Source organism: Pseudomonas sp. HLS-6 TE3448 (assembly GCF_053629555.1).
Genome location: NZ_JBRJIO010000001.1, coordinates 4859290 through 4884451, shown reverse-complemented (window position 1 = coordinate 4884451; position 25162 = coordinate 4859290). Strand labels below are relative to the sequence as shown.

The window sequence follows — 25162 nt, the reverse complement described above, 5'->3', positions numbered from 1 at the left end:
TGTTTGAGTTAGGGCTATGTTTGTTGCACTAGAGCGTCTGATCAATCTGCAGGAGGGCTACCGCAAGACCTTTCAGGTGAGTGGTCAGCAGCTTTTGCTGCTGGTGGTCGACAATCAGCCGTTGTTGATTGAGAACCGCTGCCCGCATCAGGGCGCGCCCCTGCACAGTGCGACCCTGGAAGGGAATGTGTTGCGCTGCCAGCGACACGGCATCGAATTTCGTTTGCCGTGTGGGCAGCCGGTACAGCAGGCTGCCTGCACCAGTTTGAAGGTGTTCAGCCTCGCCTATGAGGGTGACCGAATCGGCATCGACGTGTAGCCTTGGCCTAAAGCCGGATCGCCATGTCTCGTCAACCGCAAGAAACTGTGAGTTCCGACATCCATTGTCTTGGCAAGTGACAGGAGTTTCCCATGCATTACCTTACGCCCGATTTGTGCGACGCCTACCCTGAGCTGGTGCAGGTGCTGGAGCCGATGTTCAGTAACTTCGGTGGCCGTGATTCCTTTGGTGGCGAGATCGTCACCATCAAGTGTTTCGAGGACAACTCCCTGGTCAAGTCGCAGGCCGACCTTGATGGCAAGGGCAAAGTACTGGTGGTTGATGGTGGCGGCTCCCTGCGTTGTGCCCTGCTGGGGGACATGATCGCGGAAAAGGCAGCGAAAAACGGCTGGGAAGGCCTGGTGATTTATGGCTGCATCCGCGATGTCGATGCCATTGCCCAGACCAATATCGGCGTTCAGGCCTTGGCCAGCCACCCGAAGAAGACCGACAAACGTGGCATTGGCGACCTCAATGTGGTCGTGACGTTTGCTGGTGTGACCTTCCGTCCAGGTGAATACATCTACGCCGACAACAACGGTGTGATCGTTTCGCCAAGCCCGTTGAAAATGCCTGAGTAAGTTCTGAAGCCGGTCTGTGGGGTGGGGATGTTCGAGGAAGAAAACGCGCAATGGGGGCTGGTGCATGCCCTGGTGCTGGATGGAAAAGGCGGTGCGCGTTCGATTGCCCGGACTGAGCTGGATGATCTTCAACTGCAGTCCGAGCAAAGCCTCTGGTTGCACTGGGATCGCAGTCACCCGCAGACCCAGACCTGGCTGCGTCGCGACAGCGGCCTGAACGAGTTCGCCTGTGACCTGTTGCTTGAGGAAAACACGCGGCCTCGTTTACTGCCGCTGCCCGATGCACAGATGCTGTTGTTTCTTCGCGGCGTCAATCTCAACCCGGGTGCCGAGCCGGAAGATATGGTTTCGGTACGCATTTTTGCCGAGTCGCAGCGGGTTATTTCCCTGCGTCTGCGGCCGCTGCGCGCGTCCGATGAAGTGTTGCAGCAGTTGGCAGAGGGCCGCGGCCCGAAATCGGCCTCGGAACTGCTGTTGGCGCTGGCCCAGTTGCTGACCGAAAAGGTTCAGGCGCTGGTCAGTGATCTCTCCGAAGAGGTGGACGGCGAGGAAGAGAAGCTGGAAACCGACGAACGGTATGCGCCTGAGCATGGCAGCATGCTGCAGATGCGTCGTCGTGCTGCCGGGCTACGCCGTTTCCTGGCGCCGCAGCGGGAAATCTACGCGCAATTGGCCCGTAACAAGGTGCCGTGGTTCGCCGAAGAAGACGCCGATTACTGGAACGAACTGAACAACAGCCTGATTCGTTACCTCGAAGAGTTGGAGCTGACCCGTGAGCGTGTCGCGCTGGTGCTGGAGAACGAAGACCGGCGTTTGAGCCAGCGGATGAACAGAACCATGTACCGCTTCGGTATTATTACCTGTATTTTCCTGCCCATGAGCTTTCTGACAGGCCTGTTGGGGATCAACGTTGGCGGTATTCCGGGTTCCGAAAGCCCCTACGGCTTTCTGTTCGCCAGTGTCCTGCTGATCGCGTTGGCCCTTGGGCAGTGGTGGTTGTTTCGTCGCTTGCGTTGGGTCTGAGGCGTCACATGATGATGCAGGTGCCCGGTGTGGCCCATGTGACCGATGCCACGGCGGCCTCGTCTTTGACAGATACTGCGCGAGGTGCCTATGCACGATCCGTTTGAAGAATCCCTGCGAGACCTGTTAAAGGCTTCGCCTTCCGGCCGCGAGCGTGACGATGACGCTTGCCTGGGCCGTGTCCTGAAAACCGCCAACCGCCAGGTCGGTGCCGGTGATCTTTTCAGCTTGCTGGGTCGCTGGATCCAGGCGCTGATGATTGCCCTCAATAATGGCTCGGCGCATGTTGCGCCGGTACGCCGCAGTGCTTCTGCCCGTAAAGCTGATAAGGCCGATTGAATATGGAACTAGATCTCTGGACCCAGAGCCTGGTCACCGCCATGACGGCGTTGTGGACCAAAGTGGCGAACTTCATTCCCAATTTGTTCGGTGCCCTGGTGGTGGTGCTGCTTGGCTTCGTCGTCGCCAAGTTGCTCGACACCCTGTTGTCGAAACTGCTGGCCAAGGTTGGCCTGGATCGCCTGATGGCGGGTACCGGGCTGACCAAGATGCTGGGTCGGGTGGGTATCCAGGTGCCGATTTCTACCCTGGTCGGGAAGGTCGTCTACTGGTTCGTATTGCTGATTTTCCTGGTTTCTGCAGCTGAATCCCTGGGGCTGGAGCGGGTTTCAGCTACGCTGGACATGCTTGCCCTGTACTTGCCTAAAGTGTTTGGTGCGGCTTTGGTGCTGTTGGCCGGTGTGCTGCTGGCCCAGGTTGCCAATGGCCTGGTACGCGGTGCGGCAGAAGGCATAGGCCTTGAGTACGCCGCTGGCGTTGGGCGGATCGTTCAGGGGCTGGTGATCATCATCAGTATCTCCGTGGCGATCAGCCAGTTGGAAGTCAAGACTGACCTGCTCAACCACGTGATTGTGATTGGTTTGATAACCGTTGGTCTGGCCGTTGCCTTGGCCATGGGCCTCGGCAGCCGCGAGATTGCCGGGCAGATTCTGGCCGGAATTTACGTGCGTGAACTCTATCAGGTTGGCCAGCAGGTGCGGGTTGGCGAGGTCGAGGGGCAGATCGAGGAGATCGGTACGGTCAAGACGACCCTGCTGACAGATGATGGTGAATTGGTGTCCTTGTCCAATCGGATTCTGCTGGAACAGCGAGTCAGTAGCCGCTGATCGGGCAATTTCTGCTAATGTATGCCGCCGCAAAATGGCCTCGGGCTATTTTGTGGGGCATTTGACCTGACTCTCGGCCAGATCTGTTTTGAATAAAGTTCACTCGCTGTCCATGCGTTACGACCCCCGCGAGCTCACTGATGAGGAGTTGGTGGCGCGTTCGCATGAGGAGCTGTTTCATGTTACCCGCGCCTATGAAGAGCTCATGCGGCGCTACCAGCGGACCCTGTTCAACGTCTGTGCGCGTTATTTGGGGAACGATCGGGATGCCGACGATGTCTGTCAGGAGGTCATGCTCAAGGTGCTGTATGGCCTGAAGAACTTCGAGGGTAAATCCAAGTTCAAGACCTGGCTCTACAGCATTACCTACAACGAGTGCATTACCCAGTACCGCAAAGAGCGACGCAAGCGTCGCTTGATGGATGCCCTGAGTCTTGACCCGGTCGAGGAGGCCTCGGACGACAAGGCCCCGAAACCGGAAGAGAAGGGCGGACTGGACAGATGGCTGGTGCATGTGAACCCGATTGACCGTGAAATTCTGGTGCTACGTTTTGTTGCAGAGCTGGAATTTCAGGAAATCGCCGACATCATGCACATGGGTCTGAGCGCCACGAAAATGCGGTACAAGCGGGCGCTCGACAAGCTACGTGAGAAATTTGCGGGCATCTCCGAAACTTAGTAGCGCGCAAATATCTCTAACGTACCGGCAAGTTCTGCTAAACTTGCCCGCGAGTTGTCCCCCGGATTTGGTGGGACTGCTTAACAATCACCAGATGGGGATTTAACGGATGAAATTGAAAAACACCTTGGGCATTGCCATTGGTTCTCTTGTAGCCGCAACTTCGTTCGGCGCTCTGGCACAAGGCCAAGGCGCAGTCGAGGTGGAAGGTTTCGCCAAGAAAGAGATGTTCGACAGCGCTCGTGACTTCAAAAACAACGGCAACCTGTTCGGCGGCTCGATTGGTTACTTCCTGACCGACGACGTTGAACTGCGTCTGGGTTATGACGAAGTCCACAACGCCCGTGCTGAAGACGGTCGTAACATCAAGGGCTCCAACACTGCCCTGGATGCTCTGTACCACTTCAACAACCCAGGTGACCTGCTGCGTCCTTACGTTTCCGCTGGTTTCTCGGACCAGAGCATCGGCCAGAACGGTCGTAGCGGTCGTAACGGTTCCACCTTCGCCAACCTGGGCGGCGGTGCCAAGCTGTACTTCACCGAAAACTTCTACGCCCGTGCTGGCGTTGAAGCTCAGTACAACATCGACCAGGGCGACACCGAGTGGGCGCCAAGCGTCGGTATCGGTCTGAACTTCGGCGGTAGCTCGAAGAAAGCTGAACCAGCTCCAGCACCTGTTGCTGAAGTCTGCTCCGACAGCGACAACGACGGCGTTTGCGACAACGTCGACAAGTGCCCTGACACCCCAGCCAACGTTACCGTTGACGCTGACGGCTGCCCAGCTGTTGCTGAAGTCGTTCGTGTAGAGCTGGACGTCAAGTTCGACTTCGACAAGTCGGTTGTGAAGCCAAACAGCTACGGCGACATCAAGAACCTGGCTGACTTCATGAAGCAGTACCCACAGACCACCACCACTGTTGAAGGTCACACTGACTCCGTCGGTCCTGACGCTTACAACCAGAAGCTGTCCGAGCGTCGCGCTGGCGCCGTCAAGCAGGTTCTGACCCAGCAGTACGGTGTTGAGTCGAGCCGCGTTCAGTCCGTTGGTTACGGTGAGACCCGTCCGGTTGCCGATAACGCCACCGACGCTGGTCGTGCTGTAAACCGTCGCGTAGAAGCGCAGGTTGAAGCTCAAGCCAAGTAATTGGTCTGACGCTTGAAAAGCCCGGCTTAGGCCGGGCTTTTTTTGGGGTTCGATATCCCGGTCTTTCTGCCTGAGCAAGGCCTTGAGTTGCTGGATTTCCAGTTGCTCGGCAGTGATCGCTTTTGCACCAACAGGCGTAGCGCCCGATTGAAGTGTCCAAAATCATTAAGCCAGTTCATCTTTCAGGACGTCGCTTGGGCGGCAGCATGTGATTGAGCTTTACCCGCTGCTCGGGTGGCGGCCTCCATCAACTGCTTTTCTATTTCGCTGGCTCTGCGTCGTGCGAACATCTCCAGACCGAAATCGTTGGGGATAAATCGGCCTGATTGGTCGTAGGCGCCCAAAATCATGTCACCGGCAATGTTGTCTCCGAAGTTGATTTCCGTTGGGCTCAAGTTGATCGGACGTGAGTTGGGGTATTTGGCCATGTGGTGATTGGCATAGAGGTGGTAGCCATCCATGTCGATGGTGTCCACGACGTACGTATAGCCCCCGCGTTTCCCGCCGTAGACAAAAGCCCCCGTGTGTTCCTTGTAATAGAACACCGAAGTAGAGATGCCTTTCCCGTCAGGATCCAGTGCATTACGGCCTCCGCCGAAGCCTCCTCGAACGCCCGTGATTTGATGAATGTCTTTCTTGATCTCCGAGACTGGCGTGCGAAGCTGGAAGCCGTCTCTGAAAATGACCTCGGGCGTGCGCATATCGCCACGAAATACCTGGCCCCGGTAAATGATGAGGTTGTGATTCTCCACTGTCTTTTTCATGCACCGTGCATATTCATAAATCATGTCCTGGGCCGCAGTTGGGCCTTGGCTCAGACGTTCGAGCAGGCGCCGCTTCAGGTGCATGGCGCCTAACTCCGAGGGAATTACGTTCCGGTTGATGAGCCGGATGTCGTGATAAAGAGGTGGTGTCACGCCTTCGAACCTCATGCGTTTGAGGACATTCCCGGATATCGCGTTCTTGCTGGTGTTGGTAAGCCCTATCGAGGCTGTCTTGGGGATCATGACGGTCACGATTTCCACGATCGCCGCGATGATCGCCGCTCTGAAGTGCTTGTCAGCGTCCTCCGGACGATCTGCCAACATACCTCTGGTCGCCTCGATACCCGCTGAACACAATCCTAGCAAGGACGCCAACAGCATTCGGCCAGCCAGCCCTGCGCCAATTGTCGGCGCGGCCACGCCCATGGATACAATGTTCAATACTGCGCTGAAGAGCTCAAGCCCTTGATCGACTAGACGCTCGGTGTATGTGAAGACCAGCGTGTCGATGTCGGAGACAAGTCTCTCCAGATTGGTGACGTACAGATGCGAAATAATGTCGTCGCTGTCATGAAACGTCAGGGATGCTTCCCGCAGGTAATCATTGCTGCGCTTCCCGATGCCCTGATACTTCAAGTCAAACTTATCGAACCTGAGACCGTCGTAGATCGAAAGGCGTTTGAGCACGTATTTTTCCATTAGCTCTGATGCTTCAATGACTTCCCTTCTCTTCAGCCCATCGCCGGGAAGCTCGAAGACCGCCTGATCGTCCGGTTCGCCGAGAAAAACCAGAAGGGCCGCATGGGGCTCAACGCCGGTCATGGATCCGCGAGCTTCTAGGCAGACGGCTTGAGTGACGACGTACTCGTCCTGAAAGTAAACACGTTTTGGCTGGATCTGACTGTTTTGATACGCCTTGATCAGGTTTTGGCTGCTGACTGACGTCGTGGGGAGGCCAGCATGATGCTGAAGGTGACGGTTCAGCACCTGCTCGCAGAGCAGCTTGTACGTGTACTCCATGTCCGGGTGAGCGTAATGCTCAATCACCCGATTCTTGTAATCGGACTGCAGGTCTGCAGACTCCAGAGCGGAGATCAGATCCGATGGAAAGTCTTTCGGCCAGATGACGTTGATCATCACCTTGTCTTTGAGGGTGACGTAATGCTGGCCTGCGACGACTTGATTCAAGTCGAAGGTCTGGGTGTGTAAGGGAGAGGGGGCGATGGTGCCGACCAACCCGCCTCCTGAAGGCGCGCGTTCACGGAAAGTCACCTTGATGGGGCTGAGACTGTTCAGCCTTTCTTTGGTCGCCTGCGATGCGCTCGAGGCCTCGATCATTCGTTCTATTTCAGTATTGATGTACTTGGCGGGATCCAGCAGTTCCGGCTTCATGCAAAACCCGAGCAGCTCAGCCAATTCGCGGGCCGTCAGATCTTCGTTGCTCACAGAAGGATCAAGCCAGCGCGGTATCGGCAAGCCATTTTCCGGGTCATAGCTGATCAGGTTTTGTTCGTACAGCGGCAAGTCATCCATAGGTCATTCCTTGACGGTTAGCAGCACCAGGTGCTGTCGCTTCATCCGTTGAAGCGCAAGGAATGGTGGTGTGGAATGCAGGAGCTGTCTGTAAGAGGTTGGCTGATTACAGGGTTACTTTTCGATCTGGTTTTTGGAGGGTTCAGGCTCGCTGCATGTAAGACGATTCGTAAGAGCAGCGAGCGTCTTTACATGCTGGATGCGCGCGCTCACAGAGCCGTTTTACAGCGTTACGTTCAGGCCAAACCGCCTGCTCAGGACCTTCTCCACCAACGCCTTGAACGCATCCGCCATGGCGCGACCGATGCCGCCTGAGCAACACGCTGAGGCGTACCGCACGACCGAGAATCGGCAAGTCACGAACGGTACGCTTGCAATACTCATGCGTGGTAGAACAGGGCTTTTGGCAGCCACCACAGGAAGGGAATCGGGTGGCGTGGGGAGTCATGTTGATCTCACGCGCGTCGCCATCAGGCTTGGTCGTGGCGACAGAAAAGCCCTCCCAAAAAGGAAGGTAAGTATTAATATCGCGCACAAGAACGCCGGTTTGTTGGATGTGTTTGCTCGCACGAACATCATCAATCAAATCGGCGTTCTTGTTTCTGTGTTTCCCGGGATTCCGTGAAGAACCTTTTTTTGCCTGCGATTTAGTGAGCATTTCAAGATTTCAGCAGGTGCAGGAGCAGAATCAGGTTGAGCAGCAGGGACAGCAGCGCCAGGCCGCGCCAGACTTTCAAGGGTTCACGCTCAAGCAGTGGCCGAGGCCGCATTGTTGACGACTGTTGGTCTCCCTGCTCAAGCTGCAATAGCCATTGTTCGGCCGTTTCATAACGTTGTTGTGGGTCGGCAGCAATGGCCTGGCTCAGGTTGCGTTCCAGCCAGTCGGGCACATCGGGTCGCAAGCGCGCTGCGCTGGTGGGTGTGCCAAAGCGCGGGTGCTGGAAGGCTTCGATCTCGCCATAGGGGTACTGACCGGTCAGCAGGTAGAAGAGCGTTACGCCTGCTGCATAGAGATCTTGTTGTGCGCTGGGTGGGCAGCCCTGGAAGGCTTCTGGAGCGATGAACGAAGGTGTCCCGGGCAAGTCCTCCATAGGTGCCTCGGACAGCCCTTGGCAGTAGGCCAGACCAAAGTCCAGCAGGCGCAGTTGGTCGTCCCCGGCAAGGTGCAGGTTTTCCGGTTTGATATCGCGGTGCAGGATGTTGCGTCGGTGCAGTTGGCCGACCGCCCGCAGCAGTTGGCGGGCGACGTTCTGCCATTTCTCCAATGGCAAGGGGCCTTCGCGCTGGAACAGCTCGGCCAGGGTCTGGCCGTTGTACTCGCGCATCAGGTAGTACAGGTGTTGGCGTTGCCCAGCAGTGTGCACCTCGGGGAAATAGCGTCCGGCAACCCGGCGCAGGAACCATTCCTCCATCAGCAGGCCCTGTTGTGCACCTGGGTCGTCCTGACGTGTGGCTGGCAGGGTTTTCAGCAACCAGTGCTGGTGCTGGTTGTCATGTACGCGATAGAGCAGTGATTGGCGGCTGTGGGCGAGCAGGCTGTCGACGGTCCAGCCATCGATAACCTGCCCTGGGCGCAGGCTGGGAGGCAGCGGCCAGTCTTGCAATTGTGCAAGGCTGTGGCCCAGGTTGGCCGCCCCCGGTTCCTCAATACGCACCAGCAAGGCGCTGGCATTGTCCTGGCTGCCTGCGTGATGGGCGGCACTGACCAGTGTCTGGGCCACCTGGTCCAGGTCTGGCTGCTCGCGCAAATGAGCGGCGATTTGCTGTTCATTCAGGCTGGCCCAGACACCGTCGCTCAATAGCACATAACATTCGCCGGCCTGCAGTTCACCTTCGAGAAAGTCCACCAACAGATGCTCATCCAGGCCGAGGGCGCGTTTGAGTACGTGCTGCATGCCGGGCTGATCCCAGACATGGTCCTGGCTCAGGCGCTGCAATTGACCGGCATGCCAGCGGTAGGCGCGACAGTCGCCGACATGCGCGAGGGTAAAGCGTCGGCCACGTAGCACCAGGGCGGTCAGTGTGGTCAGTAGCGGTTGGCCACCGCCGTTGGCCCGCAGCCAGCGGTTTTGGGCGAGTAGCAGGCGCTCCAGCGCCTGAGCGACACCCCAGGTTGCAGGGGTGCTGTAGTAGTCCATGGCCAGGGCCTGCAGGGTGGCCCGTGCGGCCAGGCCGCCGTCGGCACAGTGGCTGACGCCGTCGGCCAGGGCGAACAGGTAGCCCTTGCAGGCTGCCAGCTCGGGGGCGGGGGTCACCAGGCGCAGTGCATCCTGGTTTTCCTCGCGCGGGCCGATGGCGCTGGCCTGGGCAACACTCAATTGCAGGCCCATGGCTACCTCAGACGCGGGCGACGGTGACCGCCGCCGAGCCCCAGGTGGTGCGCCAGCGGCGTTTAACACCGTGCAGGCCAAACCAGGCCAGTACGCCCAGGCTGGCGAACAACCACAGCCCCAGTTGATAGTCGCCGCTGTGTTGCTTGATTGTCCCCAGGCCGGCTGCCAGAAGGAAACCGCCGATGCCTCCGGCCATGCCGATCAGCCCGGTCATTACCCCGATTTCCTGGCGAAAGCGCTGCGGAACCAACTGGAACACGGCGCCGTTCCCCGCACCCAGGCCCAGCATGGCGATGACGAACAACGCCAGTGCGGCCACGGCGCTGGGCAGGTTGAAGCCGACCGCGGCGATGCAGATGGCTGCCAGGCTGTACATGGCCAGCAGTGTGCGGATGCCGCCGAAGCGGTCAGCCAATGCGCCGCCAAGCGGGCGCATCAGGCTGCCACCGAAGACGCAGGCCGCGGTGTAGTAACCGGCGGTGACGGGGTCCAGATGGTACTGGTCGTTGAAGTAGCCGGGCAGGGCACTGGCCAGGCCGATAAAGCCGCCGAAGGTGACGCTGTAGAAGAACATGAACCACCAACTGTCACGATCACCGAGGGCTTTGAGGTAATCAGCTACGGCTTTGGGTTTCGCGCGCTGCGGGGCGTTGCGCGCCAGCAGGGTGAACAGTGCCAGGGTCAGGATCAGCGGTATCAGGGCGAAACCAAAGACATTGCTCCAGCCAAAGCCGGCGGCCAGCACCGGAGCCAAGAGGGCGGCAAACACGGTGCCGGAGTTTCCTGCGCCGGCAATGCCCATGGCCTTGCCCTGATGTTGGGCCGGGTACCACTGTGAAGCCAGCGGCAGGGAGACAGCAAAGGAGGCGCCGGCCACACCGAGGAAAACCCCAAGCAGCAGCGCCTGTTCGTAGCTGTGAATCCCCAGGCGCCAGGCGCAGAACAGTGCGGTGATGACAATCACCTGGCCGATCAGTCCGGCGGTTTTCGGGGACAATCGGTCAACCAGCACGCCCATGATGAAGCGCAGGATGGCACCCGACAGAATCGGTGTCGCCACCATCAGGCCGCGTTGTTGGGTGGTCAACTGCAAGTCGCTGGCGATTTGCACGGCCAGCGGGCCCAGCAGGTACCAGACCATGAAGCTAAGGTCGAAATACAGGAAGGCGGCAAACAGGGTTGGGATATGGCCAGATTTCCAGAAGCTCGTATTCATCGAACACCTCGGTCAGCATTGCAACGGAAGTCGTACCCCGGAGGGCGAAACGAAAAAAACGCCGCTGCCCGACCAGCCTGAGCTGGAGGGCGAGCGACGTCTTTGTCGGAGATGTGTGGCAACCGCCGTTGGCTACCTGTGACTACGAATTAGCAAGAGCCGGGCCAGAATGGCGATCAGCCAAGCAAATCGCTCATGGCAATGACCTGCTCGGCAACCTGAATCAGTTTCTGTTGCTTGCTCATGGCCTGGCGCCGCATCAAGGTGTAGGCCTCTTCTTCGTTGCAATGCTTCATCTTCATCAATAAGCCCTTGGCCAGTTCGATGCGCTTGCGTTCTGCCAGTTGCTGGTCGCGGGCCTGCAGCTGTGCACGTAGGGCCTGATCGCTCTCAAAGCGGGCCATGGCCACCTCGAGAATCGGTTGCAGGCGGCTGGCCTGAATGCCTTCGACGATGTACGCGCTGACGCCGGCATGGATGGCCTGGCGCATGATTTTGGGGTCGTGTTCGTCGGTAAACAGCACGATCGGTCGGGCAAGATCACGGTTGACCAATACCACCTGTTCCATCACGTCGCGGCCGGGTGACTCGGTATCGATCAGAATGACGTCTGGGCGCACCGTTTCGACGCGCAACGGCAGGTCGATGGTCAGCCCGGATTCTTCAATAACCTCGAACCCGCTTTCGATCAGCGCAGCTTTGAGTCGGCCGACTTTTTTCTCGGTGTCGTCGATCAGCAGGATACGCAGCATAGGGGCCTTTCCTCTCAGTGCTGGGCGCGCGCCACGGGCGTGTCGGCCAGGGCATGCAGGCGAAAGCTGCGGGCATATCCATACGGGTCGGTGCCGTCCCAGCGCGTTCCATCGATCAGTTGGCTGCTGCGCATGGCCGATTCCGGGCAAGACACGCCCAATGCGCCGGCGGCTTCGCGGTACAGCGTCAACTGGTGAATGCGCTGGGCAACCGCCAGGTAGTCCGGGTCGTCACGTAACAATCCCCAGCGGCGGAACTGGGTCATGAACCACATGCCGTCTGACAGGTAGGGCAGGTTGACGCGGCCGTTATCGTGCAGGCGCAAGGCATGCGGGTCGTGCCAGTGGTTGCCAAGGCCGTCGTGGTAGTCGCCCAGCAGGCGCGGTTCAATGTGGCTGACCGGGGTGTCGAGGTAACTGCGGCCGCTGAGCAGTTGCGCGGTGCTGCGGCGGTTTTCAGGGCTCTGTTCGATGAACCGGCTGGCAGCCAACACCGCCATCACCAGTGCCCGCGCTGTGTTTGGGTAGCGCTCGACGAAGGCGAGCGTGCAGCCGAGTACTTTCTCCGGGTGGTCTGGCCAGATCGACTGGCTGGTCGCCAGCGTGAAGCCCAGCCCCTGCTCGACAGTACTGGCTGCCCAGGGCTCACCCACACAAAAACCGTCGATCCGGCCGGCCTGCAGGTGCGCGGGCATTTGCATTGGCGGGATCACCACGCTGTTGACGTCTTCCAATGGGTGAATACCCTGGCTGGCGAGCCAGTAGTACAGCCACATGGCGTGGGTGCCGGTCGGGAAGGTCTGGGCGAAGGTCAGTTTTGTCTGGTTTTGGTGCGCGTGGCGCTCCAATGCTTCAGGATCGGTCACGCCCAGGTTTTGCAGCGCCTTGGAGAGGTTGATGCTCTGCCCGTTCTGATTAAGCCCCATCAGCACCGCCATGTCGGTGGTGGTGCCACCCCCGATGCCCAGGTGCACCGCATAGATAAGGCCATACAGGCTGTGAGCGGCATCCAGTTCGCCGCTGATCAGCTTGTCGCGCAGGTTGGCCCATGAGCTTTGGCGCTTGAGGTTGAGGGCCAGGCCGTAGGGCTGGGCAAACCCCTGGGTGGCGGCCACGACCAGTGGGGCGCAGTCGGTCAGGGCCATGAAGCCGATATCCAGGCTGTGCTTTTCAGGCGCATCGCTGCCATTGACCCAGGCCAGTGGGTTTGCCGGGAGAGTAGTGTTCACGTGATGTTGACCGCTCTGTCGTTCTTGCCTGCCCGAATGCAGACAGGTTTCGTGGAGGTGACAAAGCAACCCATATGCCAGGGCGGGGTCGTGGCGCTGTCCTCGGGCCTGTGCCGCCGCTATAATCGCGCTTTTATTTCCGTCGAGCTAAGCCCGCCCATGTATAACCTGGCCCGCCAGCTGCTGTTCAAGCTTTCCCCGGAAACCTCCCACGACCTGTCCCTGGACCTGATCGGTGCCGGTGGTCGTCTGGGTATCAACGGTTTGCTGACCAAGGCGCCGGCCCGTTTGCCGGTGACGGTGATGGGGCTGTCGTTCGACAACCCGGTCGGCCTTGCCGCTGGCCTGGACAAGAATGGCGCGGCCATCGACGGTTTCGCTCAGTTGGGCTTTGGTTTCGTCGAGATCGGTACCGTCACCCCGCGACCGCAGCCGGGTAATCCCAAGCCACGCCTGTTTCGCTTGCCTGAAGCCCAGGCAATCATCAACCGCATGGGTTTCAACAACCTCGGTGTCGACCACCTGCTTGCCCGTGTGCAGGCCGCCAAATACCGCGGTGTGCTCGGCATCAATATCGGCAAGAACTTCGATACGCCGGTCGAGCGTGCAGTGGATGACTACCTGATCTGCCTGGACAAGGTCTACAGCCATGCCAGCTATGTGACAGTCAACGTCAGTTCGCCGAATACGCCCGGCCTGCGCACCCTGCAGTTCGGTGACTCGCTCAAGCAATTGCTTGAAGCCCTGGCCGAGCGTCGTGAGCAACTGGTGACGCAGCACGGCAAGCGTGTGCCGCTGGCCATCAAGATTGCGCCGGACATGAGCGACGAAGAAACTGCGCTGGTGGCTGCAACGTTGCTGGAGTCGGGCATGGATGCGGTGATCGCAACCAACACCACCCTCAGTCGCGAAGGGGTCGAAGGCTTGCCGCATGCTGACGAGGCGGGCGGTCTTTCGGGCGCGCCGGTGCTGGCGAAGAGTACCCATACGGTGAAGATTCTTGCCGGTGAGCTGGCCGGTAAGATGCCAATCATCGCCGCAGGCGGTATTACCGAGGGGCGGCATGCAGCAGAAAAAATCGCTGCTGGCGCCAGCCTGGTACAGATTTACTCGGGCTTCATCTACAAAGGGCCTGCGCTGATTCGCGAAGCAGTAGACGCGATTGCCGCGTTACCAGGCCGCTGAACCGCAGGCATAAAAAAGGGCCCCGTCAGGGGCCCTTGGGCCTTAGCCCGCCGCCCGGATAGGGCTGGCATGGTTAATTGAATTCGATCCTCGTTCAGCCAACGGCGTGAAGTTCGTTGAGTCTGTGGATACCCGCAGTGCCGGTCATACCGTCCCAGTTGTCGCCGCGTCCTTCACGCCAGCCGTTGATCCAGGCTTGGCGAACCGACGGTAGAGTAAAAGGGCAAAGCTCGCGGGATTTGCCGGTGACCCCATATTGGTAGCCACGTGAAAATGCTCGTTCCAACGGATCACGCTTAAGTCTTCTCATAGGGTGTTGCCCTCACTTGTTGACTGTAATGTCCCGTCGGCCTCGTCTGAGGCCGGGCAGAATCGTTCTGCCGGTGTGCGCTCGCTGCCGGCGTGGCGAGCAGTAAGTGTTGCCCCGTTGCGGTGACAACATAGTTTGATTTCTAACCAATGCACGACACACTGTGAATGATCGATTTGTCATAAGGACGTAACCTTTCATAGGGTCACAAGGATAAGTAAAAAATTGCTACTGCGATGGATTCTCGGAAAAGGCCGCTATTATCAGGCTTTGCCCGTAGATGGCGTCATTTGGCCAGTGCTGAAGGTCACCTTCAGTTGAACCAGGAAAACGACGAAGGGTCATCACGATTCTTTTGTAACGGATATTTTCACTCTGCCCGGTGATCAGTGCTGCGTTGTCGCATGCAAGGGTCTGTTCTCCCGGGTGGTCCGGTACCCTGCTCGGGTACCACTCGAGCGCTTGATGGAAGGGCGTTCGATCAAACATCGAAAGGGCGATGCGCTTGCCCTTTCACTTATTGCTCAAGGCTTGGAAAACTCATGTCGGACCGTTTCGAACTTTACCTAACCTGCCCCAAGGGCCTGGAAGGCCTGCTAGCCGAGGAGGCGCGCGGGCTTGGCCTTGAAGAGGTGCGCGAGCACACTTCCGCCATTCGCGGCGTGGCCGACATGGAAACCGCCTATCGCCTGTGCCTCTGGTCGCGCCTGGGTAACCGCGTGCTGTTGGTGCTCAAGCGCTTCTCGATGAAGAACGCCGACGACCTGTACTACGGCGTGCATGACGTCGAGTGGGCCGATCATCTGGATGCCGCCGGGACACTGGCCGTTGAGTTCAGCGGTCATGGCTCGGGTATCGACAATACTCACTTCGGTGCGCTCAAGGTCAAGGACGCCATCGTCGACAAGCTGCGCACTTCAAATGGTGAGCGCCCGTCGGTCGACAAGCTCAATCCGGACCTGCGTGTGCACCTGCGCCTGGACCGTGGTGAAGCGATTCTGTCGCTGGACCTGTCCGGGCACAGCCTGCACCAGCGTGGTTATCGTCTGCAGCAAGGCGCTGCGCCACTGAAGGAAAACCTTGCCGCTGCGGTGTTGATCCGTGCCGGTTGGCCGCGCATTGCCGCCGAAGGTGGCGCGCTGGCCGACCCTATGTGTGGTGTTGGTACGTTCCTGGTCGAAGCGGCAATGATCGCTGCCGACATCGCCCCGAACCTCAAGCGCGAGCGCTGGGGTTTCAGTGCCTGGCTGGGCCACGTCCCGGCGCTGTGGCGCAAGCTGCATGACGAAGCCCTGGCGCGTGCCGAGGCTGGCCTGGCGCGACCACCGCTGTGGATTCGTGGCTATGAAGCCGACCCGCGACTGATTCAGCCAGGGCGCAATAACGTCGAGCGCGCCGGGTTGAGCGATTGGGTGAAGATTTATCAGGGCGAGGTGGGTTCGTTCGAGCCGCGTCCAGACCAGAATCAGAAAGGCCTGGTCATCTGTAACCCGCCTTACGGCGAGCGTCTGGGTGATGAAGCCAGCCTGCTCTACCTTTACCAGAACCTGGGCGAGCGCCTGCGTCAGGCCTGCCTGAACTGGGAGGCGGCGGTGTTCACCGGTGCGCCGGACCTGGGCAAGCGCATGGGTATCCGCAGCCACAAGCAGTATGCCTTCTGGAACGGCGCGTTGCCGTGCAAGCTGCTGTTGATCAAGGTACAACCGGATCAGTTCGTCACGGGTGAGCGTCGTCAGCCTGAGCGCGATGGCAATGACACCGCGCAACCGACCGCCGCATCGGCCAGCGAGCCTGCACGCCTGAGTGAAGGCGGGCAGATGTTTGCCAACCGCCTGCAGAAGAACCTCAAGCAACTGGGCAAGTGGGCCAAGCGCGAGAACATCAGTTGCTACCGCCTTTATGATGCCGACATGCCGGAGTACGCACTGGCCATCGATCTTTATCAGGATTGGGTGCATGTGCAGGAGTACGCGGCACCCCGTTCGATCGATCCGGAAAAGGCGCAGGCGCGTTTGTTCGACGCCTTGGCGGCCATTCCTCAAGCCCTCGGTATCGATCAGAGCCGTGTGGTGGTCAAGCGCCGCGAGCGGCAGTCCGGTACTCGCCAGTACGAACGGCAGAACACTCAGGGGCAGTTCACTGAAGTCAATGAAGGCGGGGTGAAGCTGCTGGTCAACCTGACTGACTACCTGGACACCGGCCTGTTCCTCGACCATCGCCCGATGCGGATGCGCATCCAGCGTGAAGCAGCCGGCAAGCGTTTCCTCAACCTGTTCTGCTACACAGCTACGGCCAGCGTGCATGCGGCCAAGGGCGGTGCGCGCAGCACCATGAGTGTCGACCTGTCACGCACCTACCTGGATTGGGCGCGGCGCAATTTCTCGCTCAACGGTTTCTCGGACAAGAACCGCCTGGAGCAGGGCGATGTGATGGCCTGGTTGCAGGCGTGTCGCGACGAATACGATCTGATCTTCATCGACCCGCCGACCTTCTCCAACTCCAAGCGGATGGAAGGTGTATTCGACGTTCAGCGTGACCATGTCGAGCTGCTGGACCTGGCGGTTGCACGGCTGGCGCCGGGCGGTGTGTTGTACTTCTCGAACAACTTCCGCAAGTTCCAGCTGGATGAGCGTCTGAGCGAGCGTTATGCCGTAGAGGAAATCAGCGCCCAGACACTGGACCCGGACTTTGCACGCAACAGCAAGATCCACCGTGCCTGGAAGATTCAGGCGCGCTGAGTCCGTTTGATTGTGGGGTGCTCAACGCCTTGGTTATCAAGCCTCGGCGAGGGTGCCCCGAAACCGTCGAAGGCTGTACAGGTGCGCTACCTGTACAGCCTTCGGTGCCTATCTGTCCCTGTCAGGGCCTTGGCCTCAAGGTTGTACGGCCGCCGTGCTGTTCATCAGCTTGGGTTGGCGGTACAGGTCCAGCAGCACCTGGTCAAGAATCGCCGAAGCGCCCCAAGGTTTTGGGTCGTTGAGGATCGCTACCACGGCCCAGGTATTGCCGTTGCTGTCGCGGCTGTAGCCCGCAATGGCGCGTACGGTGTTCAGGGTACCGGTCTTGATGTGGGCTTCGCCGGCCATGGCGGTGCGCTTGAGGCGCTTGCGCATGGTGCCATCCATGCCGGTCAGCGGCATCGAACTGATGAACTCGGCGGCATAGGGGCTCTTCCAGGCGGCTTGTAGCAGCGTCGCCATTTCGCGCGCGCTGATCCGTTCGGCACGCGACAGGCCTGAGCCGTTTTCCATGATCAGGTGCGGCGCAGTAATGCCCTTTTTCGCCAACCACTGACGGACCACGCGTTGAGCTGCGCGCGCATCATCGCCATCGGCGTCGGTGCGGTATTGCGCGCCCAGGCTGAGGAACAGCTGTTGGGCCATGGTGTTGTTGCTGTACTTGTTGATATCACGAATGATCTCGACCAGGTCCGGGGAGAATGCCCGAGCCAGAAGGCGGGCATTCTTCGGCAAGGCGTCGACCCGGTCGCGGCCGTCGATGCTGCCGCCCAGCTCGTTCCAGATTGCCCGTACTGCACCGGCGGCATAGGTGGGGTGATCAAGCAGGGAGAGGTAGGTTTGAGAATTGCAGCCTTCGCCCAATTGACCACTGACGACCACGGTGATGCCATCGGCCCGTGTTATCGGGTTGTAGCGCACATCGCCCGCGCACTGCTTGCCGGCTACGGCCTTGACCTGATTGTCGATGTGGATGGTGGCGATCGGTGGTTCGACCGACACCAGCACTTTGCCGCCATCGTTACGGGCAACGAAACGCAGGGCCTTGAGGTTGATCATCAAGGCGTCGGGCTTGACCAGAAACGGCTTGTTCTCATCGCCGCCGTCATCATTGAACTGGGGCAGTTGGGGCTGGACGAAATGGCTGCGGTCGAGCACCAGGTCGCCGGTAATGCGTTGAACGCCATTGGCGCGAAGGTCACGCATCAGCAGCCAGAGTTTTTCCATGTTCAGCTTGGGATCGCCGCCACCCTTGAGGTACAGGTTGCCTTGCAGCACCCCGTTGCTCAGCGGGCCGTCACTGTAGAACTCGGTTTTCCACTGATGGGTGGGGCCGAGCATCTCCAGTGCGGCATAGGTGGTGACCAGTTTCATGGTCGAGGCCGGGTTGACCGAGACATCGGCATTGAACACGGTGGGCGTTCCGGGGCCATTGAGTGGCAGCATCACCAGCGACAGGGCCGATTCCTGCAGTTTGTTGGTCTTCAGGGCCTGTTCGACTTTCGGCGAAAGGGTCGTGTTGACGGCAGCCGCATGGCTTGGCAATGCCAGTGGCAGTAAAAGGCCGGCAACAAGAAGAGGGCGTAGTGATTTGATCATCTGAGGTAGAACCCTGCGAGCGAGGGGTGAAAAAAACGAGGCGATATAAGATGGACGCCCCGGTATGACAAAAATAATGCGTGCATTATGCCCCAAGCTGCGCAGCGATGGGCGGCTTCATCGACCTTGGTTTTGACTTGAAAGCCCGCTGTTCATGGCAGTCGGTTTTCCTGCCGTGGCGTTTTAATCGGGCACCGGGGAGGCAAAACTGATAGAGTGCGGCGCGTTATTACTTAAGAGGATTGTTTCATGGCGACCAACCGTTCCCGCCGTTTGCGTAAAAAGCTCTGCGTGGGTGAATTCCAGGAGCTGGGCTTCGAACTGAACCTGGAGTTCAAGGAAGATCTGACCGAAGAAGCTGTCGATGCCTTCCTCGATGCCTTTCTTGTAGAAGCCATGGACGCCAACGGCCTGGACTATGTCGGCGGCGATGACTTCGGCCTGGTCTGCTCGGCCAAGCGTGGCTCGGTGACTGAAGCGCAACGCGCTGCTGTCGAGGCTTGGTTGAAGGCTCGCAACGAGCTGACCAAGATCGAGCTCAGCCCGCTGCTCGATGCCTGGTACCCGGAAAACGAAATCAATCCGGTTGCTTGATATCCAGTGAAACGGCAGCCTAAGGGCTGCCGTTTTCAGTTTTGCCTGCCTTGTTTTGCTTCCTCCTCACTCCTCCTGCAGGCTTGTTACAGCGCTCAGCTCTGTAATTTTTTCCTGCAAGGCCAGTTCGAACGTCTGCATTTCCCGCAACAGCCGTTGGCGCCGACGCCGGATTACCGGTTCCTGGGCATTTTTGCTGCACGCGTGCTCCAACTGTTCGCAGGCGTCCATCAAGGCTGATGCCTGAACGATACGTGCCGCCCCAAGTACCTTGTGGGCATGGTCCATCAAGGCTTCTGGCGACCCCCGTGTGTCGAGCTCCAGCAATGTCTGCCGGTCGCGCTGATTGCTTTGCAGCAGTTGTTCGAGCAGGCGGCGCAGATCGCTGCGAGAGCTACCTACCACAGGTTCCAGGCGCTCAAGGTCCAGTTCGGCGACGTGTGCCACGTGTGGCGCATGGGGCAGCAGCGGTGCTTGTGCCAGGCGCTGGCCAAGGGCTCTGAGGCTGATCGGTTTGAGCAGGCAGTCATCCATGCCGGCCTGTAGGCACTGCCCACGAGCCTCTGGCTGGGCGTTGGCGGTGTAACCCCACAGGGTGCAGCGAGTCAGCCCGTGTTGCTGCTCGTGCTCGCGAATGGCCTGGGCAAGCTGGTAGCCGTTCATTCGCGGCATGTTGCAATCGATGATAAGGACATCGAAATGCCCCTGCTTCCAGGCGTGCAGCCCGCTCAGGCCGTCCTCGGCGCTGGTGTGGCGCACGCCCAGATAATCCAGTTGCTGAGCCATCAACAACAGGTTGGCCGGATGATCGTCGACGACCAGTACGCTCAGTTCCGCCGGCACTGCGGGTGTTTCCGGTTCCGGTGCCTGGGTTTCGGTGCAGGCCTCAAGCCCGGTCAGCGGCATGCTGACCTGAACATCGGTACCGTGCCCCGGTTGACTGTGAAGGATCAGCCGGCCACCCATCATTTCACACAGGTTGCGACTGATCACCAGGCCCAGGCCGGTGCCACTGCGGGCCAACTGGCTCTCGGGGGAGACTTGGGCAAAGGGATGGAACAGGCGTTGCTGGTCGCTTTGGCTGATGCCGATGCCGGTGTCCTGCACTGACATTTCCAGGGTCAGCCCGCTGGCACCCGGGTTCGGGTACAGGGACGCATGTACAGTGACATGGCCACGTTCGGTAAATTTGATGGCGTTGCTGACCAGGTTGGACAGGATCTGCTTGAAGCGAAGCGGGTCGAGCAATACATCGCGTTGAGCATTGATGGCGATGTCCATGTTCAGGCGCAGGCCTTTCTGACGAGCCAGCCCGTCGAACACCCGTCCTACTGACTCCACCAGTTCGGCCAGATTGACGCGCTCCGGCGCCAGGCTCAGGTGGCCGGATTCGATGCGGGCAATGTCCAGAATGTCACCAATCAATGCCAGCAGGTCGGTCGCCGAGTTGTGTGCGACTTCGATGGCCAGTTGGTCGAGCTGACCCTTTTCGGCGCGTTTGAGCGCCAGTTCAAGCATGCCGATCACCGCATTCATGGGGGTACGGATTTCATGGCTCATGGTGGCCAGGAAGGTGCTCTTGGCACGGTTGGCCTCGTCGGCCTGTTTCTTCGCCAGGCGCAGGTCTTCGATCAGTTGGCGGCGTTCGCTGATGTCGATCCAGCCGCCGATGATGCCCTGAACCTCACCCAGCGAGTCGCGGTACGGCAGGATCCAGTGATAGATGGTCAATTGCCGGTCCTTGAGCAGCAGGGGGCGATCACCGATCAGCGGTGTACCCTGCTTCATGACCATCTCGTAGTCCGCATGGATCTTTCGCGCCTGGCGCTTTCCACCTTTTCCGCCGGATGGCACCGGCTTGCCGAGCACCGCTTCCGCTTTGGCCTCAAGCGCCTCCAGGTAGCTTTCGTTGCAGGTTTGCAGCAGCCCCTGGCGATCCCGGACATAGATGGGGTGTGGGGTGCCGTTGACCATTGCACGCATGAAGGCCAACTGGTCGTTGAGGGCGCGCTCAGCCGCTTCACGCTGTTTGATCTGCCGACGCATCCAGGCGTTCCAGGCCAGCGATAGCAGCAGTAGCGCAGCGGTACCGAGAATGATCTGTACGATCAGGCGCTGATGATTGCGCCAGTACGAGTCACCACCGGCGCTGTAGCCGCGCCAGCGGCTGTTGATGACGCCCAGCTCTTCGGGGGTGATGCTCAACAAGGCCTTGTCGAGAATCGAACTGAGTTCCTGGGCGCCTTTGGCCGTGGCCATCGAAAAGTTTGACGGCTCGGCGCCGACCGTCGAGCGAATGATCAGATCCGGCTCGGAGGCCATGCTGAAATTGGCATTGATCAACGCCGTGATCGTACCGTCCACCTGGCCTTGGGCGAGCAGCGAGGTTGACGTTGAGGTGCTTTCTGTCTCGACCAGTTGAATCGTTGGAAAACGTTGGCGCAGCAGGTTGATGACCGTGCTGCCTCGGGTCAGTGCTACCCGCTTGCCTTGCAATTGCTCCAGGCTGGTTGGCTGATCCGATCCCTTGCGCGTCACCAGGACATAGGAGTTTTCCAGGTAGGGCCGACTGATCGCGAGCGTGGCATCGCGCTCGGCGCTGGGCGAAATGGCGGCGATCACATCGGCATTGTTGTTGTCGATACGGTGGATCATGTCGCTGATGCCCGTGGTGCGTTGCACCTCGAAGCGCAGCCCCGTGCGCAAGCGAATCAGTTCGAGCAGGTCGGCGGCGATGCCGCGAAAATTGCCGGAACTGTCAAAGAAGGTCAGCGGTGCAGCGTTTTCGTTGACCACCACGCGTACCACGGGATGCTCACCCAGCCAGCGCTCTTCGCGCTTGGACAGTTGCAGTTTGCGGTCGCTCAGCAAGACCCCGCTGCCTGCGCTCCAGCGCTGGAAGATGCGTTCCCGCGTGGCGCTGGATACCGCACTGAGTGTTGCGTTGACCATCCCCAGCAGCATCTGGTTGTCGCTACGCAGGGCAAAGCTGAACCCCACGGGTTCGTGTTTGCCGAAGTTGGCCATCTTGACGTTCTGCAAGTAGCCCTGGTTGATCATGTAGTGTGTCGAGATGGTATCGCCGAGAAAAACATCGGCCTGATCGAACGCCACGGCATTGAGTGCGTGCTGGTAGGACACGTAGGTGTGGGTGGTCGCTTTGGGGTAGGTGGTGCGTACCTCGTCCAATGGCAAGTAATGGTAAACCATGCTCAAGCGCAGATTGGCCAGGCCGGTGTTGAGTGGCCTGCTTTCGTCTTCGCGGGTGACCAGTACCGGTTGATCAATCGCGTAGGGGTGTGAGAGTACGACGCCCTGTGCGCCGGCCTCGTAGCCGTTGGCGCTGCCCAGCAGATCGATCCTGCCCTCCGTCAGTGCGCGAACGGCATCCTCTCGGTTGGCGAAACGTTCGACGCGAATCGGGATATCGAGCGTATTGCTCAGCAAGCCGGCGTAGTCCGCCGTCAGGCCCTCGTAGTCACGGCCGCTGGCGGTCATGTCGAACGGGGGGTAATCCGGCGCTGAGGTACCCAGTATCAGTTCGTGCTTGTCATTGAGCCATTGTGTCTGCTCTGGTGTCAGGGTGATGTTGATCCGAACCGGGCCCGAGCGGCTAAGCAGGGCATACTGACCCGGTTGGTCGACCTCGGCCATTGCCGCCTGCCAGGTACAGGCGGATATCGCCAGCATGCATGCGGCAGTGAAGTGCTTCACCATGGCGCTCTTCATACCAGTGCATTGCGTTTTGCCATTTCAATCAATTCCACCAGCGAGTTTGCCCTGAGCTTTTGCATCAGGCGCTTCTTGTAAGTGCTCACGGTCTTGTTACTGAGAAACATGCCTTTGGCAATTTCCTTGTTACTCCTGCCTTGGGCAAAGAGTTGCAGCACCATAAGTTCCCGGTCATTGACGAGTTTGAAGAGATCAATCTCGTTGTTGGTGTTTTCAGCGTCCCGGGCGTGAGTAAGGGCTTGGCTAGGAAAGTAGTTGTATCCCGACAGTACCGCTTTTATGGCGCTGAGCAGTTCGCTGAGGTCTTCTTGCTTGCACACATAGCCGCTGGCGCCCGACTGCATGCAGCGCATGGCAAACAGTGTTGGGGACTGGGCCGTCAGCACCAGTATCTTGAAGGGGAGCGACATGGCATGAAAGCGTGAAAGCACTTCCAACCCGTCGAGTTTCGGGATGCTGATGTCCAGAATAATAAGGTCCGGCTGGCATTCTCGAACCATTTGCATGGCATCTACGCCGTTATCCGATTCGCCGGCTACCTGGTAGCCTTCATTCTCCAACAGCATGCGCACGGCTAAACGTATGACCGGGTGATCATCAACAATAAAAACAGAATACATAGGCCTCTTCCGGTGGGAACCAATAGGAGGGCGCACCTTAGCTCAGATGTAGACCGGTGCGCAGGCATACAGGGGGGAGAGTGGCCAATATGGGATAATTCCTACAATTTAAACAGTGTAGGACTACGCGTTTAGCTCGATACTTGTTGTGTCAATGCTGTTTTTTAATCAATTTGTTGCGCGTTTTACGAACTGTTTAAGTTATTTGTTGTATTTGTAGGTTGTTTCTTACAGAGCGAGTTAATTTGGTATGTAAGCTTCTGCTGTACAAGAGTCCTGACGGGCAGGACTCTTGTGGGCGGGCGTCGGCTCAGACCAGGCTCGAACGCCCGGTCATTTCGCGCGCCATCTCGCTGGCATAGCTGTCGGTCATCCCGGCGATGAAGTCGATCATGCGCATGAATGAGTTGTGCAGGGAGCCTGCCGGGTTCGGCGCATTGTTGCCGAGCAGGTCGAGAATGCGACGGTGCTTGAACGAGGGCGTGCGCCCACCATGCTGTTCCAAGGCTGCACCACAGAACGAGTTGAGGAGGATTTCCAGTGTGGTGTAGGCGCCGATTTCATGCAGTGTCTTGCGTTTGTCCTGGAAGATTTTTTTGCGCGCCATGTCCTTGGCCTGGAGTACGCAACGCTTGGCCGGACCGTGCATATGTTCGACCAGATCCCCCTGCAGCGTGCCGGCGAGCAGCGCGGGTTGCTGCTCGACAAAGGCACGGGCCGCGGCGTTGGTGAGGTGCTCGATGGCCTTGCCGCGCAGGATCGCCAGTTTGCGTCGACGCGAATCAGCGGGGCCGAGTTGGCGGTAGGTTTCCGGTAGGTCATCGCCGACCAGGCCAAGCAACAGCGACTCGACTTCGGCATAGTCCAGCAACTCCATCTCAAGGCCATCCTCAAGGTCGATGAGGGCATAGCAGATGTCGTCTGCTGCCTCCATCAGGTAGACCAGTGGATGGCGCGCCCAGCGCTGTTCTTCCAGTTGCGGCAGGCCCAGCTTTCGGGCGATCTGCTCAAGCAGCGGCAGTTCGCTTTGATAACAGCCGAACTTGTGCTTCTTGTAGCCAAGTGCGTCGGCATGGCGCGCGGTCCACGGGTATTTCAGGTAGGTGCCCAGCGTTGCATAGGTCAAACGGGTGCCGCCATCGAACTGGTGGTATTCCAGTTGTGTCAGCACGCGAAAGCCCTGGGCATTGCCTTCAAAGTTGAGGAAGTCGGCACGCTCGGCGTCGCTCATTGCATCCAGCCAGCCGCGCCCGGCCGCTTGCTGAAACCAGTGGCGTATGGCGTCTTCGCCAGAATGGCCGAACGGTGGATTACCAATGTCATGGGCCAGGCAGGCCGACTGAACCACCATGCCCAGGTCACTGGGTTCACACCATTGGGGCAGGCTATCGCGCAGGGTTTCCCCGACACGCATGCCCAGTGAGCGGCCCACGCAACTGACTTCCAGGGAGTGGGTCAGGCGGGTGTGGATATGGTCGTTGCTTGACACCGGGTGGACCTGGGTCTTGCGCCCCAGGCGGCGGAAGGCGCCGGAGAAGATGATGCGGTCATGGTCTTTGTGGAACGGGCTACGCCCGAGCTCTTCGGGGCTGTGCAGGGTTTTACCAAGGCGTTCGCGGGTAAGCAGGGTGTGCCAATCCAAGGC

22 protein-coding genes are annotated in these 25162 nt (G+C 59.2%); 12 read left to right on the top strand and 10 right to left on the bottom strand.

Annotation, left to right across the window (positions count from 1 at the left end; all coding sequences use genetic code 11):
* Positions 1-16 precede the first annotated feature (16 nt).
* The 7 genes from AB7M23_RS22440 (at position 17) to AB7M23_RS22410 (ending at position 4912) form a co-directional block, all read left to right on the top strand.
* Positions 17-319 (top strand): Rieske (2Fe-2S) protein, encoded by a 303-nt coding sequence (locus tag AB7M23_RS22440; protein WP_099775424.1) that lies wholly within the window; start codon positions 17-19, stop codon positions 317-319.
* Positions 320-411: 92 nt separating this feature from the next.
* Entirely contained in the window at positions 412-900 is a 489-nt protein-coding gene (gene rraA / locus AB7M23_RS22435; protein ID WP_065758605.1) for a ribonuclease E activity regulator RraA, read from the top strand.
* Positions 901-927: 27 nt separating this feature from the next.
* Positions 928-1923: a zinc transporter ZntB gene (locus AB7M23_RS22430; RefSeq protein ID WP_330522949.1), complete on the top strand. Its 996-nt coding sequence runs from the start codon at positions 928-930 to the stop codon at positions 1921-1923.
* Between the two features lie 84 nt (positions 1924-2007).
* The gene (locus AB7M23_RS22425; protein WP_176717402.1) at positions 2008-2262 is read left to right on the top strand and encodes a CrfX protein; all 255 of its coding nucleotides are present in this window, start codon (positions 2008-2010) and stop codon (positions 2260-2262) included.
* 2 nt (positions 2263-2264) lie between these two features.
* The gene (locus tag AB7M23_RS22420) at positions 2265-3089 is read left to right on the top strand and encodes a mechanosensitive ion channel family protein (RefSeq protein ID WP_065758608.1); all 825 of its coding nucleotides are present in this window, start codon (positions 2265-2267) and stop codon (positions 3087-3089) included.
* Positions 3090-3177: 88 nt separating this feature from the next.
* Positions 3178-3768, top strand: a complete 591-nt coding sequence (gene sigX, locus AB7M23_RS22415; RefSeq protein ID WP_176717403.1) for an RNA polymerase sigma factor SigX — start codon at positions 3178-3180, stop codon at positions 3766-3768.
* A 109-nt stretch (positions 3769-3877) separates the two neighbouring features.
* On the top strand, positions 3878-4912 hold the full coding sequence (locus AB7M23_RS22410; RefSeq protein ID WP_102051809.1) for an OmpA family protein: 1035 nt from the start codon (positions 3878-3880) through the stop codon (positions 4910-4912).
* A 182-nt stretch (positions 4913-5094) separates the two neighbouring features.
* Here the strand turns inward: AB7M23_RS22410 and AB7M23_RS22405 are convergent, their stop codons facing one another.
* Positions 5095-7209: a hypothetical protein gene (locus AB7M23_RS22405; RefSeq protein ID WP_454242065.1), complete on the bottom strand. Its 2115-nt coding sequence runs from the start codon at positions 7207-7209 to the stop codon at positions 5095-5097.
* A gap of 75 nt (positions 7210-7284) precedes the next feature.
* Between AB7M23_RS22405 and AB7M23_RS22400 the strand changes: the two genes are divergently transcribed.
* Together AB7M23_RS22400 and AB7M23_RS22395 are read left to right on the top strand one after the other, a co-directional pair.
* Positions 7285-7524, top strand: a complete 240-nt coding sequence (locus tag AB7M23_RS22400; protein ID WP_454242064.1) for a hypothetical protein — start codon at positions 7285-7287, stop codon at positions 7522-7524.
* Positions 7514-7834 (top strand): hypothetical protein, encoded by a 321-nt coding sequence (locus AB7M23_RS22395; RefSeq protein ID WP_454242063.1) that lies wholly within the window; start codon positions 7514-7516, stop codon positions 7832-7834. Before AB7M23_RS22400 ends, AB7M23_RS22395 begins: the two co-directional genes overlap by 11 nt.
* Positions 7835-7868: 34 nt before the next feature.
* Here the strand turns inward: AB7M23_RS22395 and AB7M23_RS22390 are convergent, their stop codons facing one another.
* From AB7M23_RS22390 to AB7M23_RS22375, 4 genes are all read right to left on the bottom strand, one after another.
* A complete protein-coding gene (locus tag AB7M23_RS22390; protein WP_454242062.1) occupies positions 7869-9539 on the bottom strand; it encodes a protein kinase domain-containing protein in 1671 nt (556 codons plus the stop codon).
* A gap of 7 nt (positions 9540-9546) precedes the next feature.
* On the bottom strand, positions 9547-10758 hold the full coding sequence (locus tag AB7M23_RS22385) for a nitrate/nitrite transporter (RefSeq protein WP_454242061.1): 1212 nt from the start codon (positions 10756-10758) through the stop codon (positions 9547-9549).
* Positions 10759-10934: 176 nt separating this feature from the next.
* A complete protein-coding gene (locus tag AB7M23_RS22380) occupies positions 10935-11510 on the bottom strand; it encodes an ANTAR domain-containing response regulator (protein WP_454242060.1) in 576 nt (191 codons plus the stop codon).
* A gap of 14 nt (positions 11511-11524) precedes the next feature.
* The gene (locus AB7M23_RS22375; protein WP_454242059.1) at positions 11525-12739 is read right to left on the bottom strand and encodes a CmpA/NrtA family ABC transporter substrate-binding protein; all 1215 of its coding nucleotides are present in this window, start codon (positions 12737-12739) and stop codon (positions 11525-11527) included.
* Positions 12740-12898: 159 nt separating this feature from the next.
* On the opposite strand from AB7M23_RS22375, the gene AB7M23_RS22370 reads away from it, so the two are divergent.
* The gene (locus tag AB7M23_RS22370) at positions 12899-13924 is read left to right on the top strand and encodes a quinone-dependent dihydroorotate dehydrogenase (RefSeq protein WP_330522944.1); all 1026 of its coding nucleotides are present in this window, start codon (positions 12899-12901) and stop codon (positions 13922-13924) included.
* 94 nt (positions 13925-14018) lie between these two features.
* On the opposite strand, the gene rmf is transcribed toward AB7M23_RS22370, so the two are convergent.
* On the bottom strand, positions 14019-14234 hold the full coding sequence (gene rmf, locus AB7M23_RS22365) for a ribosome modulation factor (protein WP_010223328.1): 216 nt from the start codon (positions 14232-14234) through the stop codon (positions 14019-14021).
* A gap of 542 nt (positions 14235-14776) precedes the next feature.
* Here rmf and rlmKL point away from each other — a divergent pair.
* The gene (gene rlmKL / locus AB7M23_RS22360) at positions 14777-16972 is read left to right on the top strand and encodes a bifunctional 23S rRNA (guanine(2069)-N(7))-methyltransferase RlmK/23S rRNA (guanine(2445)-N(2))-methyltransferase RlmL (protein ID WP_454242058.1); all 2196 of its coding nucleotides are present in this window, start codon (positions 14777-14779) and stop codon (positions 16970-16972) included.
* 135 nt (positions 16973-17107) lie between these two features.
* On the opposite strand, the gene dacB is transcribed toward rlmKL, so the two are convergent.
* A complete protein-coding gene (gene dacB, locus AB7M23_RS22355) occupies positions 17108-18571 on the bottom strand; it encodes a D-alanyl-D-alanine carboxypeptidase/D-alanyl-D-alanine endopeptidase (protein ID WP_454242057.1) in 1464 nt (487 codons plus the stop codon).
* A gap of 249 nt (positions 18572-18820) precedes the next feature.
* Between dacB and AB7M23_RS22350 the strand changes: the two genes are divergently transcribed.
* A complete protein-coding gene (locus AB7M23_RS22350) occupies positions 18821-19165 on the top strand; it encodes a YggL 50S ribosome-binding family protein (RefSeq protein ID WP_065761161.1) in 345 nt (114 codons plus the stop codon).
* A gap of 66 nt (positions 19166-19231) precedes the next feature.
* On the opposite strand, the gene AB7M23_RS22345 is transcribed toward AB7M23_RS22350, so the two are convergent.
* The 3 genes from AB7M23_RS22345 to AB7M23_RS22335 form a co-directional block, all read right to left on the bottom strand.
* Positions 19232-22894 (bottom strand): transporter substrate-binding domain-containing protein, encoded by a 3663-nt coding sequence (locus AB7M23_RS22345; RefSeq protein WP_454242056.1) that lies wholly within the window; start codon positions 22892-22894, stop codon positions 19232-19234.
* Positions 22891-23517, bottom strand: coding sequence for a response regulator (locus tag AB7M23_RS22340; protein WP_454242055.1), 627 nt, complete (start codon positions 23515-23517; stop codon positions 22891-22893). The genes AB7M23_RS22345 and AB7M23_RS22340 overlap by 4 nt, the downstream gene beginning before the upstream one ends.
* 310 nt (positions 23518-23827) lie before the next feature.
* Positions 23828-25159 carry a deoxyguanosinetriphosphate triphosphohydrolase gene (locus tag AB7M23_RS22335; protein WP_099776744.1) on the bottom strand — a complete coding sequence of 444 codons (1332 nt, stop codon included), beginning with the start codon at positions 25157-25159 and terminating at the stop codon, positions 23828-23830.
* Positions 25160-25162: the final 3 nt, after the last annotated feature.

Excerpts from the sequence above, each read along its gene's own strand:
- AB7M23_RS22440 (WP_099775424.1), top strand. The coding sequence starts at position 17 with ATGTTTGTTGCACTAGAGCGTCTGATCAATCTGCAGGAGGGCTACCGC.
- rraA (WP_065758605.1), top strand. The coding sequence starts at position 412 with ATGCATTACCTTACGCCCGATTTGTGCGACGCCTACCCTGAGCTGGTG.
- AB7M23_RS22430 (WP_330522949.1), top strand. The coding sequence starts at position 928 with ATGTTCGAGGAAGAAAACGCGCAATGGGGGCTGGTGCATGCCCTGGTG.
- AB7M23_RS22420 (WP_065758608.1), top strand. The coding sequence starts at position 2,265 with ATGGAACTAGATCTCTGGACCCAGAGCCTGGTCACCGCCATGACGGCG.
- AB7M23_RS22410 (WP_102051809.1), top strand. The coding sequence starts at position 3,878 with ATGAAATTGAAAAACACCTTGGGCATTGCCATTGGTTCTCTTGTAGCC.
- AB7M23_RS22405 (WP_454242065.1), bottom strand. The coding sequence starts at position 7,209 with ATGGATGACTTGCCGCTGTACGAACAAAACCTGATCAGCTATGACCCG.
- AB7M23_RS22400 (WP_454242064.1), top strand. The coding sequence starts at position 7,285 with ATGCAGGAGCTGTCTGTAAGAGGTTGGCTGATTACAGGGTTACTTTTC.
- AB7M23_RS22395 (WP_454242063.1), top strand. The coding sequence starts at position 7,514 with ATGCCGCCTGAGCAACACGCTGAGGCGTACCGCACGACCGAGAATCGG.
- AB7M23_RS22390 (WP_454242062.1), bottom strand. The coding sequence starts at position 9,539 with ATGGGCCTGCAATTGAGTGTTGCCCAGGCCAGCGCCATCGGCCCGCGC.
- AB7M23_RS22385 (WP_454242061.1), bottom strand. The coding sequence starts at position 10,758 with ATGAATACGAGCTTCTGGAAATCTGGCCATATCCCAACCCTGTTTGCC.
- AB7M23_RS22380 (WP_454242060.1), bottom strand. The coding sequence starts at position 11,510 with ATGCTGCGTATCCTGCTGATCGACGACACCGAGAAAAAAGTCGGCCGA.
- AB7M23_RS22370 (WP_330522944.1), top strand. The coding sequence starts at position 12,899 with ATGTATAACCTGGCCCGCCAGCTGCTGTTCAAGCTTTCCCCGGAAACC.
- rmf (WP_010223328.1), bottom strand. The coding sequence starts at position 14,234 with ATGAGAAGACTTAAGCGTGATCCGTTGGAACGAGCATTTTCACGTGGC.
- rlmKL (WP_454242058.1), top strand. The coding sequence starts at position 14,777 with ATGTCGGACCGTTTCGAACTTTACCTAACCTGCCCCAAGGGCCTGGAA.
- dacB (WP_454242057.1), bottom strand. The coding sequence starts at position 18,571 with ATGATCAAATCACTACGCCCTCTTCTTGTTGCCGGCCTTTTACTGCCA.
- AB7M23_RS22350 (WP_065761161.1), top strand. The coding sequence starts at position 18,821 with ATGGCGACCAACCGTTCCCGCCGTTTGCGTAAAAAGCTCTGCGTGGGT.
- AB7M23_RS22345 (WP_454242056.1), bottom strand. The coding sequence starts at position 22,894 with ATGAAGAGCGCCATGGTGAAGCACTTCACTGCCGCATGCATGCTGGCG.
- AB7M23_RS22340 (WP_454242055.1), bottom strand. The coding sequence starts at position 23,517 with ATGTATTCTGTTTTTATTGTTGATGATCACCCGGTCATACGTTTAGCC.